Genomic DNA, 19632 nt, shown 5'->3' on the forward strand with positions numbered 1-19632 from the left:
GCAATGCAAAGCCAACAGCAGTCCACGGCTGGGCCTCCGACCAGCCCGTCGGTTGTAACACCGACGGGCGCGGCCGACTTGTTTGCTGGCTACCAGGCGGAAGCGGGCCGCTACGATGAACTGTCGCTTGCCGATGGCGGACGCCGCGCGACGTGGGACAAGTTCTGCCAACTGCTCAACACGATGGGTGGCAGCGAGTTCTCGCGCCGATGGGAACACTCGCAGCATCTGATCTACGAGAACGGTGTCTCCTACAGCGCCTATGGCGACCCGGAAGACAACGCCCGACCGTGGGATCTCGACGCGTTGCCGATGCTGATCGACGAGGCGGAGTGGAAGCACGTTTCGGCGGGCCTCGCGCAGCGGGCGCAAGTGCTGCAACTGGCGCTGGCCGATCTGCTGGGGCCGCAACGACTGATCAAAGATGGCGTGCTGCCCGCCGATCTGTTGTTTGGCCACCCTGGTTTTCGACTACCGGTGCATGGACAGACGCCGCCGGGCGGTTCGTTCCTGCCTTTTTACGCAGCCGACCTGGGCCGTTCGCCCGATGGTCGTTGGTGGGTCTTGGCCGACCGCACCGAAGCCCCATCGGGCATGGGATTCGCGCTGGAGAACCGCGTGGTCATCTCGCGGATGCTGCCCGACATTTTCCGCAACCTGAACGTCCATCGCCTGGCGCCGTTCTTTATTCAATTCAAAGAGAAGGTGCAGGAACTGGCGCCGCACGGCCAAGAGAACCCCCGCATCGCCATCTATACGCGCGGTCCCAAGCACGAGAATTACTTCGAAGACGCCTACCTCGCCCGGTACCTGGGCTACAACCTGGTGGAAGGCGACGACCTGGCGATACGCGAGAACCGCGTGTGGCTGAAGACGCTGGACGGCTTGCTGCCAATCCACGTGCTGGTGCGGCGGCCGAACAGCGAGGCCTGCGACCCGCTCGAGTTCAGCGACGATTCGACCCTGGGCGTGGCGGGACTGTTGAACTCGTCGCGCGATGCGGAAGTGTCGGTTGTCAATCCAATGGGCAGCGGGCTGGTCGAGTCGCCTGCGTTCATGGCCTTCCTGCCGCGGCTGTGCAAGTTCTTCCTGAACCAGGACCCGATCCTGCCAGGCGTGGCCACGTGGTGGTGTGGCGAAGCCCAATCGCTCGAGCGGGTGCTAAGCAACACTCAGCAACTGGTGGTCTCCACCGCCTATCGCTCGCGCGGCACTGGCTACGACAAGGACAAAGAACTCAACTCGATGGAGCCCGACAAACTGGTCGAGCTGATTCGCGCCAACCCGTCGAGCTACGTCGCGCAGGAACGCTTGAAGCTGTCGACCGTGCCCACCTGGGAACAAGGGGCTGCCGGCACCGCGCACCTGGTGTTGCGATCGTTCGCCGTGGCCGCGGGCGACTCGTACAGCGTGCTGCCGGGCGGGTTGGCCCGTACGAGCGACGCCGCATCGCCGTCGCCGCTGGCGATTCCAGCTTCCAAAGGCAGCAAAGACGCGTGGGTGCTCAGCGCCGAACCGGTCGAACACGTGACTCTGCTTTCCACCACCGAAGAAGCCGTCGAGCTGCGTCGCACCGCGACCGACCTGCCAAGCCGCGTGGCGGACAATATCTTCTGGCTCGGACGACAAATCGAGCGGGCGGATGCTTCGGCGCGGCAACTGCGGACGTTCGTGCTACGACTCACCAGCGAAATGGCCTCCGGCCCGAGCGCCATTCCCACGGGACTCTTGCGCGCGCTGGCCTCGCAGGGTCAGATCGAGCCGGACTTCGCACTGGACGACATTCGTCCGCAGATGCCCAAACTCGAACAAGCGCTGCCGAGCCTGGTGTTCGATCGCACCCAGGTCGGGTCGATCCGTTCGGTGCTCGACAACATGTTCCGCACCGCCTCGCTGGTGCGCGATCGTATCTCTACCGACTCGTGGCGAGTGCTGGTGCGGATCGATCAAACCTTCCGTATGCCACAGGACGGCATGCTCGACCTGACCGACCTGTTGAGCATGCTCAACCGGCTGGTGGTGCAACTGGCTGCCATCGAGGGCATGTGCGTGGAAAGCATGACCCGCTCGCACGTGTTCCGGTTCCTCGAACTGGGACGGCGGATGGAGCGGGCGCTGCAATCGGTCGGCCTGCTGCAAAGCTGCTTGATCGACTCGCCGCTGCCATCGAGCGAAGTGCTCGAGGCGCTGCTCGAGATCGCCGATAGCGTGATGACCTACCGCTCGCGGTACCGGGCAAGCTTGCAACTGCCGGCCGTGGTCGACCTGCTGCTGACCGACGAATCGAATCCGCGCAGTATTGCGTATCAGTTGGGCACGCTGGAGCGGGTGAGCCAGCAACTGCCGGGCGAAGACTATCCGGCCGGCTATCTGCCGCACGAGCGGTTGATACTGTCGATGGTGCACGCGGTGCGGATGGTCGACGTGATGGGCGTTTGCGAAGCGTACAGCGTAGGCGAACAGCAGCGACTCGCCGAACTGCTCGACTCGCTCGATCGCGACTTGAAGCACCTGTCGCGGGAGATATCGCTCCGCTACCTGGTCCACGCTGGACCGTCACGACGGATGTCCACGACGGACGCAAAACGGACTTAGCAACGATTGGTGGCGATGAAATACCGAATCAGTCACACCACCAAGTACGCCTACTCCGAACCGGTGCCGGTTTGCCAGAACAAGGTGCATCTCCGCCCGCGGAACAGCCGGCGTCAAACGTGCAGTTCGTACAGCTTGATCGTTCACCCCGAACCCGTGCTGGTCGACACGCACCTCGACTACTTCGGCAACACGGTCGAGTACTTCTCGCTGGTCGACTCGCATCGCGGCTTGACCGTCACGGCCACCAGCGAAGTGGAAGTGAAGCCGGCCGAATCGACCAACGGACTGGAAGCCACGCCGCCGTGGGAGTCGATGGTCGAAGCGCTCCGCAGCCGGCCACCTCAGTCCGACGTGAACAACTGCTTGTTCGCTTACGACTCCGACTACGCCAAGGCGAGCGAAGCACTGGCGGAGTACGCGCGGGCTTCGTTCACCCCCAAACGCCCGATTGGCGAAGCGGCCAACGACCTGACGCGGCGGGTTTTCGAAGACTTCGAATACAACCCAGGAGCGACGAACGTCAAATCGCAAGTGTCCGAAGTGTTCGCCAACCGCGCTGGCGTGTGCCAGGACTTTGCCCACCTCGAGATCGCCTGCCTTCGCTCGCTAGGTCTCGCGGCGCGGTACGTAAGCGGCTACCTACGAACCATCCCCCCACCCGGCAAGCCGAGAATGATCGGCGCCGACGCCTCACACGCGTGGCTGTCGGTCTACTGCGGCGCGGCCGGCTGGATCGACTTCGATCCCACCAACAATGTGATCCCCGGCACTGACCATGTGACCATCGCCCTGGGCCGCGACTACGCCGATGTCTGCCCGATCCAAGGTGTGTTCGTCGGCGGTGGCGACCACACGCTCAACGTGTCGGTCGACGTAGCACCGCTGGGGCAGGCTCGCTGATTCCCTGTAGCCGGATTCGCAGGAATTCGGACGCGGCTGGGGTTCTCCGAATTCTTGCGAATCCGGCTACCCCTCTTCGGCACTTGTAGGAATTGGACACCAGTTGTGAGACAATGCTGCGGGGACAAGTGCGCTTGGGGTGCGCGCTGGCCGGCGTGGTGAATCACCCACGGGGTTTTGTCGCACCCGTTGCGTTTTGGGTGCGACATTACGCGGGGTCTGAGGTGCGACTTTACTCGCAACCTGTTTGGCAAAAACGACTTACGACCACACCAAAACGCCGTGTGGAGGGTTTTGTCGCAGGGGTTTTGTCGCAGAACTGCGACAAAACTCCCGCGGACTGCCAATCGCGACTCGCAGCCCCTGAATCGCCATGAACGCCTTGGTAAACTATTATAACACGATGATTTTTCTCCCGTTTGAACTCACAGGTGGACAAGAGATGCTCAAGAGGTCCTTTCTCGCGGTTGGTTTGTGTTTCTGGCTGGTGGCTGCGTGCTCGGCGGGTGAGAAGGTAACCACCGGGACGATTGTCGCGGAGATGATCGACTTCGATCGTCTGTGCGAGATGCCCGTCGAGTCGTACAAGACGCTGCAGTTCAGCTCCTACGATCGCCGCAGCAACCTGCCGGGTGGGCCTGAGTGGATTTCGAACGCCGACGGTTTTGGCAACTCGCCGATTCCGCCGTTCGTCAGGACGCTCAAAGAGCCGAACGACCAGGGCATCGGCGAGTACGTGATGGCCGAGGTCGAGGGGCCCGGGGCAATCGTGCGGACCTGGACCGCCGACATCAACGGCAGCATTCGCGTCTATCTCGACGGCGCCGACAAGCCGGTTTTCGACGGTCCCGCGCGGGAGTTCCTGCATCATCCGTACAACACGTTCGTCGGCGAAGGAACGGTTGATCGCGACACGCTTGAAGGAACGTTCTACCAGCGCGACGCGGCCTACTGCCCGATGCCGTTTGCGAAGAGTTGCCGCATCGAGTGGATCGGCAACCCACGCCGGGTGTACTTCTACTACGTGCAGCTTCGTCAGTACAAGAACCAGGACGTGGAGGTCGAGACGTTCCAGCCCGAGGACCTGAAGACCTACGCCGACGAAATGAAGAGCGTCGCCGCGGTAATGAACGATCCCGACAGCTTGGTTGGCGAAGCGTCCAATCACGAGATCGATATCACGCTCCAACCGAACGAGCGATCCACCGCTCTGGAAGTGAAGGACTCGGCGGCCTTGCGCCGGCTGATGCTGCTGGTCGAAGGCGACGACGAGGTGGCCGCGCTGCGGCAGACGGTGATGCACATCACCTGCGACAACTGGCAGTTCCCCCAAGTGCAATCGCCGGTGGGCGACTTCTTCGCCGCCGCGCCGGGGGTGAACCCTTACCAGTCGCTACCGTTCACGGTGGCCGAGGATGGCTCGATGATCAGCCGCTATCCGATGCCATTCAAGGAGTCGCTGAAGATCGAGTTCCACAACATGGGCGATCAGCCGGTGAAGATCACTGGCAAGGCTCACACCGACGGGCGGGAGTGGAACGACGATCGCACCATGCACTTCTACGCGCGCTGGCGGGTGACGCACGACATTCACACCCCGCCGGCGCTCGACATTCCGTTCCTCTTGGCTAACGGCCAAGGTCGCTACGTGGGCACTGCGTCGCTGATGATGAACACCGCCCAGGGAACGCACATGGGCGGCACGTGGTGGGGCGAGGGCGACGAGAAGGTATTTGTGGACGACGACCAGATGCCGAGTTGGTTCGGCACCGGCTCGGAAGACTATTACAACTACGCCTGGAGTGCGGTCGACATCTTCGACTACCCCTACTGCGGCCAGCCCCGCAACGACGGACCCGGCAACCGCGGGTTCGTGGCGAACTACCGCTTCCATTTTATCGACGACCAACCGTTCCACGAGCGAATCGCGTTCTACATGGAACTGCTCACCAATCACGAAAACGAAGGCTTCAGCTACGCCTGCCAGTCCTACCACTACGGTCGGCCCGGCATCATCGACGACCATCGCGTGATCACCAAGAGCGACGTTCGCGTACCGCAGCTACCAGGCCCTTGGAAACCACGGGCATACCACGCGTCGACCGGCGCCACGTACTATGAGCCGGAGACGTTGACGGATCAAGCGATGGAAATCGAGCACGACCGATTGTGGTCCGAGGGCAATCTGATGATCTGGAAACCGTCGGCGGTGGGCGACACGCTGGAACTGACCGTGCCGGTTCCCAAGCCCGGCAAGTACGAACTTCGAGTGGGTCTGGCGCTCGACAACCGCTCCGGCACCGTGAGCGCGACGCTCGACGGCAAGTCGTTCGGTTTCAACCGCGATGAAAAGATGGACCTGTTCGACTCGCGGCGAACGATGCTACGCGCCTCGACCGGCAAGCCGATCGAACTGGAAGCCGGCGACCACGTGCTGACGCTGAAGTTCGAAAAGCCCGCCGATGGCCAAGAGCCGCTGGTGGGCGTCGACTTCATTTGGCTGCAGCCGCGGTAGCCGTTACTCTCCAGCGTCGCACCTGGCAAAGTAATCCCGCGCGGCAGCCATCACGCGGGGCGAGAGCAACAGCGTGGCGGTCATCGTGGGAATGGCCATCAAGGCAAACGCCGTGTCGATGATGTTCACCACCACGGTGACCGACACGACCGCCCCAACTGCCAACGCGGCGATGTAGATGTAGTTGTAGAAGTCGCCTCGTTGGCGGCCCAGCAAGTACGTCATGCACTTCCGGCCATAGTAGGAGTAGCCGAACATCGTAGTGAGCGAAAACAAGATGACCGCAATGGTCACCAGCCAGGAACCTGCGCTGCCGAGCACTGACTCGAACGCAGCGGAAGTGAGCGCCACGCCTTCGAGGTCCTTGTTTTGTCCGAGGTCCAGATCACTGGCGAGGATCACCAAAGCAGTCATGGAACAGACGATGATAGTATCGATGAACGGGCCGAGCATGGCCACCAGCCCTTCGCGCACTGGTTCGTCGGTCCTGGTCGCCCCATGAGCCATGGGTGCGGTGCCGATGCCAGCCTCGTTGGAGAACGCCGCTCGTTTGACACCGATAATGATCACCGAACCGGCCGCTCCTCCCCACATGGCCGCGGGAGAAAGAGCCTCCTGAAAGATGGATAGCATGACGCCCGGCAGCCTATCGACCCGTAACGCCAAAACAACCAACGACGCCAGGACATAGATGCCGCACATGGTGGGCACCAGTTTTTCGCTGAACTTGACCAGACGCTTCAAACCGCCAAACACCACCACAGCTACGACCGCGGAGATGAGTACTGCCGAGAACCACGGAGTGAGTGAGATTTGTTCATCGTTAAACTGCAGCTCCGTTCCACCCAGCCCCACCTCGGACCAGATCGGCTCCAGTACCACGGCCAGTTGATTCGCCTGCAGCATCGACAAGCAACCAACCAGACCACAGATGGAGAACATCACCGCCAGCGGTTTGAACTTGGGCCCAAGGCCAACCTCGATGAAGTACATCGGCCCGCCTTGGGGAACGCTCGACTCGTCGACCTTGCGGTACATGCAAGCAAGCGTACAAGTGAAGAACTTGGTGGCCATGCCCACCAGCGCCGCGACCCACATCCAAAACACCGCGCCAGGACCTCCCTGCGAGATAGCGATCGCTACGCCTGCAATGTTACCGACACCGACCGTCGAAGCCAGTGCGGTGGCCAGCGCCTGCAGGTGGGTGATTTCGCCAGGGTCGTTTGGGTCGTCGAACTTGCCGCGCAAGACGTCCAACGCGTGGCGGAGCCGAAGAAATGGGATGCCTTGCGAGAAGATGGTAAGAAAGAATCCACCGCCAACCAACAGCACGACGAGTGGTGGGCCCCAAGCCAGTTCGGAGATATCGGTGGTGAAATCTTCAAGCCAATCCATTCGCAACCCAACTCTCTCTGCCTGGGATAGTCAATGCGTTGTTCAATCCACGCAGGCGAGAGACCACGCGGGTAGGGATGAATATAGTTGGTCGCACACCCCGACGAAAAGAGGTAACGCAGCGGTTTTCGCAGAGCTACGGCGGAAAGTCGGTGATGAAGTAGTCGATGTCCGGGCGGGTTCGCCGCAACTCGGGCGGGACATCGTGTTCGGCTTGCGGGAGACCAACGTTCTTCACCGACGGCATGCCCAACAACAACGCCAGCGCATCGTCGGAGCAATAGCCCGACGAACCGCTGCACGAAAAGGACTCCAGTTTGGTCAGCGCAATGAGTGGACGGAACGCATCGCCATCGACGCCCCCATCGATGTCGATACTGGTGATGCTCCCAAGCTTCGCCAAGACCGCGAAGTCCTCGGGGCTTCCGTCCTCGGTCCATCCATACAGATATACTTTTTCTATGGTGTTGAGCGTTTCCAGATGCTCGGCGGCCTCGAGAAACGACGGGTTCGCTCCTACACCTCGCTTAATCGAGAGAGAGGTGAACCGCACCGGCTCGAGCGCCGGGATGCCGTGCCAGGGTTGTTCGTTCCGCCCCGGAGTGAAGGAGACATTCGCCTCGGTGAGCAGTTCAGCAACGCGCTGACTGGTGCGGACATGGTGCATCCGCCAGGCGAGCAGAATCGCCAGCACAGAAGTAACGATCAACAACCCGCGCAGGGAGAAGCGCAGCCAGCGGCGGCGCGACTTGCACGGCGGTTGGTCCATCAATAGTCGTCCACGATTTGAGCCGCTTGCCAGAGTTCGCGGAACTTATCGGCGACGTAGGGATTCAGTTGATCGGCGTAGTCCTGCGAGAGGTCGTTCACCTTGATGAGTTGGATCGCATCGTCGAGGTCCCTTGGTCGATGCGGTGCGGTCATGCCACTAGCCAGCTTGAGTTCTAATAGCGTCTTGAGCGCTACATAGGGAATACCATCTTCACTGACTTCGGCGACATCTTCGGGAGCAGGAAAGGCAACCGGCTTGGGTTTGCCGTCGCCGGGAAACTCACCAACCATCAACGCATCAATATTCACCCCCGTCTCGGCGTCGCGGAAGTTCTTCGAACCCTCGAACTTGTCGACCCACCCCAGACCAATGTGCTGCGACTTGAACCTCGCCAAATTCTCACGATCGATCAGGATATCCACATCGGCGGTCGTCCGATGATACCCATGGGCGTTGGCTGCCATGGCGCCGGCGATGGCAAACGGGATGTTCATCTCGCCCAACGTCTTGCTCAGACGGGACATAGCCTGATGGATAGGCGAGGTTCCCATGAAGAACTCGTCGGCTTGCTTGGCAACTTCGAGCAATGGTTTGGCCATGGTCGCGGGTGCAGTTGGATGCGAGAAGGCACGTCAGACACTTATTCTATACGCGCGCAGCATCCGAGGGCTATGCGAAAACTAACACTTCCATTACTGCAGCGAGTCTGGCGACTACTGATTGCCCGCCTGCATGGCTGGGAACATCTCGTTGATCATGGTGATGGCCGCGGGGCCAACCAGGACCACGAAGATCGCCGGGAAAATGAAGATCACCAGCGGGAAGATGAGCTTCACCGCGGTCTTGGCCGCTTTCTCTTCGGCCATCTGACGCCGGCGCGTCCGCATCGAATCGCTTTGCACACGCAGCGCCTGGGCGACGCTCGATCCGAACTTGTCGGCCTGAATCAAAATGGCCGCCAGGGCCTTCAGGTCGTCGACGCCGGTCCGCTGCCCGAGTTCGTGCAGCACGTCGTTTCGCGCGGCACCCATCTGCAACTGCAGGTTCGACAGCCGGAACTCTTCGCTCAGCACCGCGTAGCTCTTGGCCATCTCTTCGGCCACCTTGCGCATCGCCTGATCGAGACCCAAGCCGGCCTCGACGCACACGACCATCAAGTCCAGGGCGTCGGGAAGGCCGAAGAAGATGCAGTCCTGTCGGCTCTTCTTGCGGATCCAGATAATCGCATCCGGCAGGTAGAACAGCACGCCGGAAACACCCACGGTGTACATCAACGTTTGAGCAGTGACACCCTTGAGGTACAGCATGGTGCCGCCGCTGACAAAGAACCCGAACAGCAAGCACAGGAACTTCATGCCCAGGAAGATCGTCACCGCGTTCTCACTGCGGTAGCCAGCGTGTTGCAGCTTCTGTTTGAGCTTGCCGGCCTCTTCCTCGGTCTTCGGTCGCAGCGGCGCGGACAGTTTGGGAGTCGCCTTCTCGATGAGCTTGGTCATCGAGTCGGTCTTCTGATTGCCTGCCTGGCGCGCGTTGCCACGGTGATCCTTGAACTCGTCCAAGCGTTCCTCGGCTCGAGAACGTCCTCCGGCACCGAGGAATTCCATAGCAGCCCACACACCGGCGGCCACGCATCCAAAGATGGCAAGCTGAGTCAGAAGGGTGCTACTGATGATGGCGATCATGATTGCGACAGGGGGCTAGTGGAGTTGGGACGGGGGCAACCCGACAGACGCGGGTCTCTCGATCCTCACTCCTTACACACGGATGTTGACAATTTTGCGAATGACAATGGCGCCCAACAACTGCATCACCAGACCGCCCACGAGCATCTTCTTGCCCAGGTCGTCGGTGAACAGCAGCATCAGGTAGTCAGGGTTCATGCGGTACACGGCGACAAACAGCGCTGGCGGCAGGGCCAACAGCACGATACCGCTCAAACGGCCTTCGCCGGTGAGGGCTTGCACCTGGCCCCAGATCTTGAAGCGTTCGCGGATCAGGCTGCCGATTTTGTCCAGAATCTCCGCCAGGTCACCACCGGTCTGACGTTGCAACACCACGGCCGTGGCGAAGAACTTCAGGTCGAGGTTCGGGATGCGCTCGGTGAGGTTGTTGAGCGCTTCCTCCAACGGCATACCGAGGTTTTGCTCTTCGAAGGTGCGGTTGAACTCGGTGGAAATGGGAGCCGACATCTCCTGGCCCACCAGGTTGAATCCGGCGGCGAGACTGTGGCCAGCTCGCAACGCGCGGGAGATCAGTTCGAGGGCCTCCGGCAGTTGAGCGGCGAACTTGGCCAGGCGACGCTTGCGTTTCATGATCAGCCACATGAACGGCATGAAGCACAACACCACCGCGATGATGGGTGCAAACTTCACCGGCATGCCGGCTGCCGTAGGCAAAGCAACGCCCAATGCACCTGCACCGCCAACGATGGCAAGGAATTTGCCAACCGTCATATTCACGTCCGCCTGCTCGAACAGCAGGTTGAGGTTCAGATAGTTGCTCACCATCTGCTCGAAGGCGTTTTGCGTACCTTCGCGCGAGGCATTGAGGATCTCGCTGGTAATCGAGGCCTTCTTGCTGTCGTCGTCCTTCGAACCGACAGTCAACGCGCTGAGTCGCTGGGCAACTTCGTCCTCACGGTCGCCGCGGTAAACGGCCGCGATCCCCGCCACCAGCGCCGCCACGCCGCCGAAGACGCAAATGTAAATAATCCAGACAGACATGGTGTATTACTGGGTTGGGGTGTAGCTGGTAAGGTTCAGGTCGGCTCAGTCTTGCAGCATGACACGCTCGCGGAACGTGCTGGCAGGCAAACGGACGCCGGCCGATTCCATGCGGTCCATGAAGCTCGGCCGGATGCCCGTCGAAATGAACTTGCCGACGCAGCGGCCGTTCTCGTCGACGCCTTCGGGCACGAACTTGAAGATGTCCTGCATGACGATGGTGTCTTGTTCCATACCGAGGATTTCGGTGATATGCGTCACCTTACGCGGCCCGCCCTGCAGGCGGTTGGCCTGCACGATCAGGTCGACCGCACTGGCGATCTGCTGGCGCATCGCTTTGATGGGCATTTCGAAGCCCGCCATCATGATCATCGTTTCCAAACGAGCGATCGCGTCGCGGGGCGTATTCGCGTGGCAGGTGGTCAACGAACCTTCGTGACCGGTGTTCATCGCCTGCAGCATATCGAGCGTCTCGCCGCCACGACATTCGCCGATGATGATGCGGTCGGGTCGCATACGCAGCGAGTTCTTCACCAGGTCGGTCGCACTGATGCGTCCCTTGCCTTCGATATTCGGCGGACGGGTTTCCAAGCGGACCACGTGGTCCTGCTGCAGTTGAAGTTCCGCCGCGTCTTCGATGGTGACGATGCGGTCGTCGTTGGAAATGAAGCTCGACAGCGTATTGAGCAGCGTCGTCTTACCCGAACCAGTACCACCGGAGATGATGATGTTGAGCTTGGCCTTCATGGCGCCTTCGAGCAGCATCACCATCTCGGGCGTCAGGCTTTTGTAGTTCAGCAGGTCTTCGAGCTTCAGCGGGTTGGAGCCGAACCGACGAATGGTGACACTCGCACCGTCCAGCGCCAGGGGCGGGATGATCGCGTTCACACGCGAACCATCCGGAAGTCGGGCGTCGACCATCGGGCAGACTTCGTCCACACGTCGTCCCACGCGGGAGACAATGCGGTCGATGATCTGCATCAGGTGCTTGTTATCGCGAAACACGGTGGACGTCTTGACGAGCTTGCCGCTCTTTTCGACGTACACGTTCTTCGGACCGTTGACCATGATTTCGCTGATCGTCGGATCCTTGAGCAGCAGTTCCATCGGTCCCAGGCCAAAGGTCTCATCGAGAACCTCTTCGACCAACCGATCGCGTTCGTTGCGATTCAGGAAGGTGTCTTCCGTGTCGCAAAGATGCTCGACCACCAGGCGGATTTCACGACGCAGCACGTCGCCTTCGAGTTCGCCAACCCGAGACAGGTCGAGCTTGTCGACAAGCTTGGTGTGAATGCGACGCTTGATGTTTTCGAACTCGGCCTCGCGGTCCTGCTGGGACAGCATGGACGAGCCACCGGCGGAAGCGCTCATGGGTATTCGGTCTATAAGGGGATGCGGACGTACAACGATCGGCCACCGGGTTCTCGCACCCGGGCGCGCGGCTTTCTGTCAAAGCGTAGCTCAAAAGGAGCACCGTGCAGGTGGATGTGCCGAGAATGGGGATAACGGCAGGTTGATAAGGTGGGGTAAACCTGTTTGGGCTATGACGATTGCAAGGACTTCCACAGAATGGACGCCTCACAGAGGGAGATGCGGAAATCCGCATACACTGGAAACCCTAGAATTCAAGGGGCTTTTGGCTAGGGCGCTGAGGACAACCGAATCTTCATATAAAAACTGTTGCGACCCTCCCAAACCATTACTACATTAGGGATACATCAGGCGGGTCTGCGATGAGCGGCTCCCCGGACGACTGGCCGTTTGGCCTAACATTTTCAACGCTACACCATTGAACAATTGTCGAAAGGCAGCGAGTCTAATGACCCGACAACACCTGACCGCACTCCTTGCGGTTACCGCCATTTTCGCTCTCCCTACAATTGTTCGCGCTGGCATGATTGAAATCAGCATGGCCGGCACGAGCCTTACCTACTCGGACCCTGATGGCAGCGGTGCGGGTACTGGTACTCTCACCAACTCTGGTGGCGCCACGGACTCACTAAGCAGTCTGACCACTACCGAAGACGGTGGCACGCTGGGCGTGCTGGTCAATCCTCCGACGCCGCTGGCATTCGACCTCGATGTCTCTGGCATCCCCTCGATCACCCTTCCGCCAGCTAACGGTTCGACTTCCGTAACCGCCCCCGCTGGTGGATCGTTCGAACTGTTTGTGGATGGCTCCACCGCTTTGGAACTCGACCTCGATTCCGTGGAAGTGGTTTACACTCGCTTGTCGATTAGCAGTTTCGACATCCGTGTGCTGTTCGCTGGCACCGTGGGCGAGATTGCCCAGCAAGACCTGCCGTTCGACGTGAAAGTTGCCGAGCCCGTCACTCTGACGTTCAACCTCCAGCAAGGCACCTCGACGGACGATGGCACCCACTTGATCAGCTACGTCGGCAACGGCACAGGTGTGATCTCGTCGGTGCGTGTGCCCGAACCTTCCACAATGCTGCTGGCTGGCAGCTGCTTGGCTGGCTTGGCTCTCATTCGCCGCCGGATGCAAAGCTAAGCAACGTCGCCAACAAAGTACAAACAAACGGGGGCAAGCCAACTGGCTTGCCCCCGTTTATTTTTTGATTTGCACCGAGCTGGTTATTCGGCGGTAGCGACGTCGCCACCCGATTTACCGGACTTGCCAGATGGCCAAAGCCCCAGCCAGCTCGTCTTCTTCGAGGTGGCATCCTGCTCCACGGGCACGGAGTCGTGGCCATGCAGAGCGGCGGCCAGTTGGCCAATCGATTGAGTGATCATCGCCTTGGGTGCCTGCTCGATCAGCGGCACGCCATTGTTGCGCACTTCGACCATCACCCGATAATCGTTGGGCAACTGCCAGAAGATCTCATGCCCCAGCGTGTCTTGGGCCTTGCGAATGCTGATTTGTGCTGCCCCATGGCCCACGCGGTTCACCACCACCCGCAGCTTCTCTTTCAAGCCCTCGGTTTCTCCGAAGGCCATCATCAGCCGGACGACGTTCCGCAAGCACGGCAAGTCGAGCTGGGTGACCATCAGGATGTCGGTCGCCATATCCATGGCGAACATGTCGAGCTTGGTAAACGACTTGGACGTATCGATGATTAGGTGGGAGAAGGTGGCTTTCAGCAGCCCAAACATTCGCTGCATGTCGTCGATGGAAATATGACGACCATCTTCCAGCGCCACTGGCCGGGGCAGTAGATACAGCCCCGAGCTGTGCTTGGTGAGCGATCGCTTGAGCAGCGTGAAGTCCAGCCGCGACACGTTCTGGGCCACGTCGCTCAACGTATATTCGGGAATCGTATCCAGGAATACATCGGCGTCGCCAACGGCCAGGTCGAGGTCGACCAACACCACGCTGTTCTCTGGGTTGCCCGCCAGGGCACAGCCGAGATTCACCGCCAGACTGGTGGAGCCAACTCCTCCGGTAGCGCCGGCCACTGCGATGACCTTGCACCCCCCGCGCCCGCCGCCAGTGGTGGCGCCGAACTTACTCCGAGCGATGCGATGCAACGCAGCGGCCAACTCTTCGGGCTTCACCGGCTGGGTGAGGAACTCCTTGGCGCCCGCCCGCATGGTTCGCAGGATGAGGCTGCCATCGGTCGAACTGCTGGAGACGAGCACCGCCATGTCGGGGTGCGAATGCGTCAACGACTCGACGAGTTCGACGCCGGCCTCGGGGTCGCTATCGAGGTTCACCAGCCCCACGTCAGGGTTGGTCTGCGATGCGACATCCGAGAAGAATGCGTACCGCGAACACTCCGCCTCCAACCAAACGGTGTCCAAACCGAGCAGCGTCGATTTGAGTGCACCGCGGGTGGTGTCGTCCGGGTCGACGATCGCGATACGTAGGACGTTACTCATGGAAAGTTAACTACTAGTGGTTGGTCCGTCGGCCTGGTGCAAATCTGTGGCGGAGTGAGGTTTCGGTGACTTTCTACCGTCGTCAGAAGCGTAGCTCACATGGGTCGTGATGCTCGTTTCCTGGACAAAATGTCGACCATTCCGATCCGCAGCTCCCTCCTGGGGCTAGTCCTGGTCTGACTACTCGACGTCATAACCCACAGGACCAATCAGGCCGCCATTTTCGGCATGATCCGTCGGCGAGGGCACGGCGGGTGGCACCGATGGGGTTGCCGCGCGGCGGTAGTTCGCCGTACGTGGCGTGCTGTACCCGCCCGGCAGGTCGCCGGGGCGAGTGGCCCGTCGGACTCGCTCTCCCGCCGCAGGCACATTGGCGCCGGTGTTCGGCATCTGCAGTTCACCGTGCGTCGGGGCCTCGGCGGGAGCCGACTCGTAGCTCTCGTTGTAAGGCATCGGCTCGGGTGTCATGATCTGCTCGCCCGGCATGACGGGAGTGGTGTAGTTGCCCGGCACGCCCACGGCGCCGTTCATGCAACCGTCGCCGGTGTTGCACCCGCCCTGACAACCTTGTCCGCACGGGCCATAGGCGTTGGGCACTTCCAAGTGGCCACCAGAGTACAACTGGCAGTTGTTCGGCGACATGCTGCCCATGCCGGGGCCACATGGTGGCACCTCGTGCGGGTCCATGGCGTCGATGAACTCAGGCGTCACGAGAATCAAAAGCTCGATTTCGTTGACTTCTTCTTCCACCTTGCGGAACGGAATTCCCAGCACAGGAATGTCGGATACGATCGGCAATCCGCGATTGACCGCCTCGGTCTGGCGCTGGATCAACCCCGCCAGAGCGAACGTTTGACCGGCACGCATTTCGACGGCCGTATCCGCCTGGCGGACACGGAAGCCGGGAATCGATTGGTTTTGCAGGACGATGCCAATGCTGTCGTCGATGGCGCTCACACGAGGACGAACCTCAAGGCGGATGTTACCGTTGCCCAGAACGATCGGCAGGAAGTCGACTTGCGTACCGAACGGCTTGAACTCGATGCTGCTGGTACCCAAGCTCTGCGGAACCAGGATCGGAATCTCACCACCCTCGAGGAACTGAGCCGGACGACCGCTTACCGACACGATGTTCGGCTCGGCCAGGATCTTGGCAATCTGGTTCTCTTGCAGGGCGTCGAGGAAGGCAAAGAAGCTGCTATTGGCTCCGGTGACACCAAACGCGTAGGTCGATCCCGTCTGGGTAATTTCAGTAACCGGCGCTGTGAAGCTGTTGGAGATCAAACCGCTTACGCTATTGATCGCAAAGTCGCCGCCCGCTCCGAACGCCGCCCAGTCGACACCCAACCGGCGAAGTTTGGTGCGCGATACTTCGAACACCTTCACTTTGAGCAGAACCTGCTGCACGCCACCGACGTCCAAGGCGTTGATCACCTTGGGCGCGTAGTCCTCGGCGAGACGCATGATCGGTCCCACGTGGTCGGGGCTATCGACGAAGCCGGTGAGCATCAGGCTCTGGCTGTACTTACGAACGGCCACGGACGCGTTCGGGAACTGGGCTCGCAAAGCGTGCTCCAGTTCTTTGACGTCGCCGTAGATGATCACATCAAGGGAGTGCAGGTTGTTGTCCTGATCCCACAAGTTGATTTGCGTTACGCCTGGCTTCTTGGCAGACACCTGAATCTGCGTGGCCGACAGTGGCGTCACCGACACCAACTCGGGATTGTTCACCTGCACGCGAGGGATGTTGACGTCCATCGTCAGAATGCGGCTGGCGTTGGCGGTCATCTCCAAACGCTCGCTCTCGCGGCTGATATGCCGGATGATGTTAGGCGTGGTGAAATCAACGGACGCCGCTGAGTACTCCTCGGCTAACGCCATTGGCGCGGCCGCAACGGCCCACGCACAGGCCATAGCGCCTGCAATCCACGAACGAGCGAAACGACCGAAAACCGGCTGAATATGATCGTACATCCCTGTACTTCCTTATTGTCTCGCCGCCCGCAGGCGACACGAGTCTCTCGGCCGCAACCGATCGACTCACCCCCGTTTACACACCTGTTGCGACTGACCAAGTCCCTGGCAGTCGCCACTGGCATGGGCGATCGAAGTGATCGCCGGTATCTTTACTGCTGATTAAAATCGAGATCGATGGGGAACTTGCCCCCGAACTCTTTCTGAAACTCTTCCGCACCAGGAATCTCACCCTGTGAGGGCTTCTTCATCGAAGTGCTTGCCGGATGGGCTGGCACGTGCATGCCGCCCATCGAAGCACCTTGGTCCTTCGAGTCCCGAATTGGCTTGCCCGTGTAAGGATCGAAGTCCACCTCGCGAACCTGGTCGGCTTCGAGGATCGTCATCCTGAACGGCGGCCGTTCATCGGCGGCTTTCTTCACCTGCGCCATCAGTCCACTCAGGAATCCACCACCTTGCGAGCTCTTATCGGGTCGCGGGCCTTGCTCACGCTCGCGCGAGTTGTGCGAGTTGACGTCGCCGAACAACCCAGCGATGTCCAGTTCGACCGCGTCGGTCACCGCTTCGTCGCCGGGACTACGCGGAATCAGGTTCAGTTCACCAACTTGCTCCGCCAGAGCGACCTTGTTGGCCTGCTCGGGCGTGAGGACCAGCGAGACGGTCTTGGCAATGCTACGCCCTTCGCCACCGTCGGCGGCACGTTGGACGGTCTGGTCGACCGCGAAGATTCGAATGTTCTGCAAGATCACCCGTGTGCGAGGCGTGTTGAATCCTTGCGCGGGGTTGCGGGCGACAAACAACTGGATGTCGACGCGGTCGCCAGGGCTCAGCAAGCCAGCGGCACTCTTCTCGGCGTCGACCGAAATGGTCTTCAGACGCATACCCGGCGGGATGTTTCCAATCGGGTCGTACACTTCGCCTTCTGCCAGCAGCTTGCCTTCGAGAATCGGCTCGCCCTGGATGATGGTCGTGCGAGGACGACGGTTCTCCAACTCATCCAGCGAGCGGATGGCTCCCTGCGGAACCTTGTCTTTGGGCCAGTCTTGCAGCGAAACCATCGAGGCATCGATGGGATCGTTGAGGTTGATGTTAACCATCGCGACGTAGATCGATTCGGTCTCGTAGGAGACCACCTTCTCGCCGCTCTTGTCCATCACCTGGCTGATACCAATCGACGCAACGAGGCCACAGCCGAGTGCCAGCGCAAGTAGTAGTAGTGACTTTGGTCGCATCAGAACCTCTCACAGGATTTGCGGCGCGGCGACGCGTAAGTCGCAGGGCCAGGTTCAGTTGTGGCGGCATGACCACCATCCGCGCACGGGTGCGGAATGGGAACCTTGTCGCTTTCTTCGGCAGGATCCGCAGATCCGGTCCAGCAAAATGTCTAATGTCGGGTGCTAGCTGTGGTTAAACCAAGAGCCCAGCCCATCCAAAGTACATGATCGTGCCAATAGCGATCGGAATTCCGTAGGGCAACAGCTTCATACTAGGCTTTCGCTCAGCTGCAATCTCTGCCAGCTTCTCCGGATCGCGGACGACCATGATCTCGTTCCAGATGCTCCAGAACTGGGCGTAATGTTTGTTCCACGCGCCGCTCAGCAACACCATGGCAACTGCCATGATGCCACCCACCACAGCGGCCACGGCAAAGGAGTACAGGGTGACTTCCACCCACATCCAAGCTCCGATGCCAGCCATCATCTTCACGTCGCCTGCTCCCATGCCTCCGATAGCGTAGGCGGGAAGCAGTGTCGCCAGACCGACAACGGTGCCCATCAAGCTGTAGCTAAGCCCTTCCCACCCGGGATAGGCGCTGAGCGTATAGCTGTAGACCCAACCCAGCACAATCATGGGGTAGGTCAACGCGTTGGGCACTCGCAGTTGAATGCCGTCGATAACGGCCATCACTACGATGGTGACCGTCACCAGCCACACGTGCCAGTTGGTTGTCAGAGCGTCTTGCCAAACTGCCAAATCGAACATGGGAGTATCTCGCGAAATTCGTGGTCATTGCTTCTAGTGCCGTGCCAATTTGCCGTGCGCGAAGCCGACAAAGCACTTAGCGTGGCTCAATCTACGGGCCACACGCGAAAACATAGCTCACGAATCAAGCGGTCGCTGGCGAGTCGTGCAGATTTGTACGGAGTCGGTCCAACGGTGCGAATGACCGTCGCAACACGAAAAATCCCCCTCACCGGCGAACCGATGAGGGGGATGCGCTATACATGGGTCACCTTAGGGTGTAAGCCCGGGAGGGTGTAACTATTAGCTACCACCACTCAGCTCGGTAGCAACCGACTGGAAGGTGCTGTTGGCGTTGGTACCGATCGAGCGAATCGCTGTCAAGCAGACGATCACGATCAGAGCCAGCATCACTGCGTACTCAACAGCAGTGGGGCCATCTTCCGACTTGAGGAACTGTTGTACTTTCTGGGCGAACTTCTTCATAGCATCCTCCGGGTTGGTGCCGGCTGTCGAGCCAACACCCTAAGGTTGTCAGGAGCGGTTGAGCTCCCGGTTGACGGCCTCGCTGCAGTACCCCCACCGCTACGCGGTGAAGTGAGCCTGGTTGTACTACGAACGGGCCAAAAAGGTAACTAGCGTTTGCGTACCATCTGTCGTCAAGCGCTTCATGCAAGCGGTCGCCTCTCGGCGGCCCGCCATCGTCCTTCGGTAGCCTGGCTACCAACAATCGGTTAGGAAGTTGGTCCTGGGCTTTGCGTCCCAGCCTCACGACTGGTTTGCCTTTGTCGAGAATGATGACGCAACAGGCTCTAGGTCGGTAATTAACGACTCGCCGAAGCGAATCGAGGTGTGCGAAAAAGTCGCTGATGAGTCCTTCACGATAAGTTCCGCGTTCGACTTAGCAGTGCGTTGTGTGTTGCATGCTCGTCGAACACTTGAAACCTATGTCA

The 19632-nt window shown here is 60.2% G+C and carries 15 protein-coding genes and 1 riboswitch; of the genes, 4 read left to right on the top strand and 11 right to left on the bottom strand.

Annotated features, from left to right (window positions below; genetic code table 11):
- The first annotated feature begins 3 nt into the window (after positions 1–3).
- The 3 genes from ACQK2L_RS24190 (at position 4) to ACQK2L_RS24200 (ending at position 6013) form a co-directional block, all read left to right on the top strand.
- Entirely contained in the window at positions 4–2595 is a 2592-nt protein-coding gene (locus tag ACQK2L_RS24190; RefSeq protein ID WP_425399616.1) for a circularly permuted type 2 ATP-grasp protein, read from the top strand.
- 15 nt (positions 2596–2610) lie between these two features.
- The gene (locus ACQK2L_RS24195; protein ID WP_425399617.1) at positions 2611–3498 is read left to right on the top strand and encodes a transglutaminase family protein; all 888 of its coding nucleotides are present in this window, start codon (positions 2611–2613) and stop codon (positions 3496–3498) included.
- A gap of 442 nt (positions 3499–3940) precedes the next feature.
- Positions 3941–6013: a glycoside hydrolase family 172 protein gene (locus ACQK2L_RS24200; protein WP_425399618.1), complete on the top strand. Its 2073-nt coding sequence runs from the start codon at positions 3941–3943 to the stop codon at positions 6011–6013.
- Between the two features lie 3 nt (positions 6014–6016).
- Here the strand turns inward: ACQK2L_RS24200 and ACQK2L_RS24205 are convergent, their stop codons facing one another.
- The 6 genes from ACQK2L_RS24205 to ACQK2L_RS24230 form a co-directional block, all read right to left on the bottom strand.
- The gene (locus ACQK2L_RS24205; RefSeq protein WP_425399619.1) at positions 6017–7408 is read right to left on the bottom strand and encodes an alanine/glycine:cation symporter family protein; all 1392 of its coding nucleotides are present in this window, start codon (positions 7406–7408) and stop codon (positions 6017–6019) included.
- Between the two features lie 136 nt (positions 7409–7544).
- Positions 7545–8177, bottom strand: a complete 633-nt coding sequence (locus ACQK2L_RS24210) for a hypothetical protein (protein WP_425399620.1) — start codon at positions 8175–8177, stop codon at positions 7545–7547.
- Positions 8177–8779 (bottom strand): hypothetical protein, encoded by a 603-nt coding sequence (locus ACQK2L_RS24215; RefSeq protein ID WP_425399621.1) that lies wholly within the window; start codon positions 8777–8779, stop codon positions 8177–8179. Before ACQK2L_RS24215 ends, ACQK2L_RS24210 begins: the two co-directional genes overlap by 1 nt.
- A 114-nt stretch (positions 8780–8893) precedes the next feature.
- The gene (locus ACQK2L_RS24220) at positions 8894–9862 is read right to left on the bottom strand and encodes a type II secretion system F family protein (protein ID WP_425399622.1); all 969 of its coding nucleotides are present in this window, start codon (positions 9860–9862) and stop codon (positions 8894–8896) included.
- A gap of 72 nt (positions 9863–9934) precedes the next feature.
- On the bottom strand, positions 9935–10903 hold the full coding sequence (locus tag ACQK2L_RS24225; RefSeq protein WP_425399623.1) for a type II secretion system F family protein: 969 nt from the start codon (positions 10901–10903) through the stop codon (positions 9935–9937).
- Positions 10904–10948: 45 nt separating this feature from the next.
- Complete coding sequence (locus ACQK2L_RS24230) at positions 10949–12274, bottom strand: CpaF family protein (protein ID WP_425399624.1); 1326 nt, start codon at positions 12272–12274, stop codon at positions 10949–10951.
- Positions 12275–12722: 448 nt separating this feature from the next.
- On the opposite strand from ACQK2L_RS24230, the gene ACQK2L_RS24235 reads away from it, so the two are divergent.
- Complete coding sequence (locus ACQK2L_RS24235; protein ID WP_425399625.1) at positions 12723–13415, top strand: PEP-CTERM sorting domain-containing protein; 693 nt, start codon at positions 12723–12725, stop codon at positions 13413–13415.
- Between the two features lie 83 nt (positions 13416–13498).
- Here ACQK2L_RS24235 and ACQK2L_RS24240 read toward each other — a convergent pair whose 3' ends face one another.
- From ACQK2L_RS24240 to ACQK2L_RS24260, 5 genes are all read right to left on the bottom strand, one after another.
- Positions 13499–14743: a response regulator gene (locus ACQK2L_RS24240; RefSeq protein WP_425399626.1), complete on the bottom strand. Its 1245-nt coding sequence runs from the start codon at positions 14741–14743 to the stop codon at positions 13499–13501.
- Positions 14744–14923: 180 nt separating this feature from the next.
- On the bottom strand, positions 14924–16717 hold the full coding sequence (locus tag ACQK2L_RS24245; protein WP_425399627.1) for a type II and III secretion system protein family protein: 1794 nt from the start codon (positions 16715–16717) through the stop codon (positions 14924–14926).
- 152 nt (positions 16718–16869) lie between these two features.
- Positions 16870–17949: a Flp pilus assembly protein CpaB gene (gene cpaB, locus ACQK2L_RS24250; protein ID WP_425399628.1), complete on the bottom strand. Its 1080-nt coding sequence runs from the start codon at positions 17947–17949 to the stop codon at positions 16870–16872.
- 175 nt (positions 17950–18124) lie between these two features.
- Positions 18125–18700, bottom strand: coding sequence for an A24 family peptidase (locus tag ACQK2L_RS24255; RefSeq protein ID WP_425399629.1), 576 nt, complete (start codon positions 18698–18700; stop codon positions 18125–18127).
- Between the two features lie 282 nt (positions 18701–18982).
- The gene (locus ACQK2L_RS24260) at positions 18983–19165 is read right to left on the bottom strand and encodes a Flp family type IVb pilin (RefSeq protein WP_425399630.1); all 183 of its coding nucleotides are present in this window, start codon (positions 19163–19165) and stop codon (positions 18983–18985) included.
- Positions 19166–19386: 221 nt separating this feature from the next.
- A riboswitch (cyclic di-GMP riboswitch) is annotated at positions 19387–19473 on the bottom strand.
- Positions 19474–19632: the final 159 nt, after the last annotated feature.

The sequence above is a fragment of the Aeoliella sp. genome (genome assembly GCF_965227375.1).
Lineage (GTDB): Bacteria > Planctomycetota > Planctomycetia > Pirellulales > Lacipirellulaceae > Aeoliella.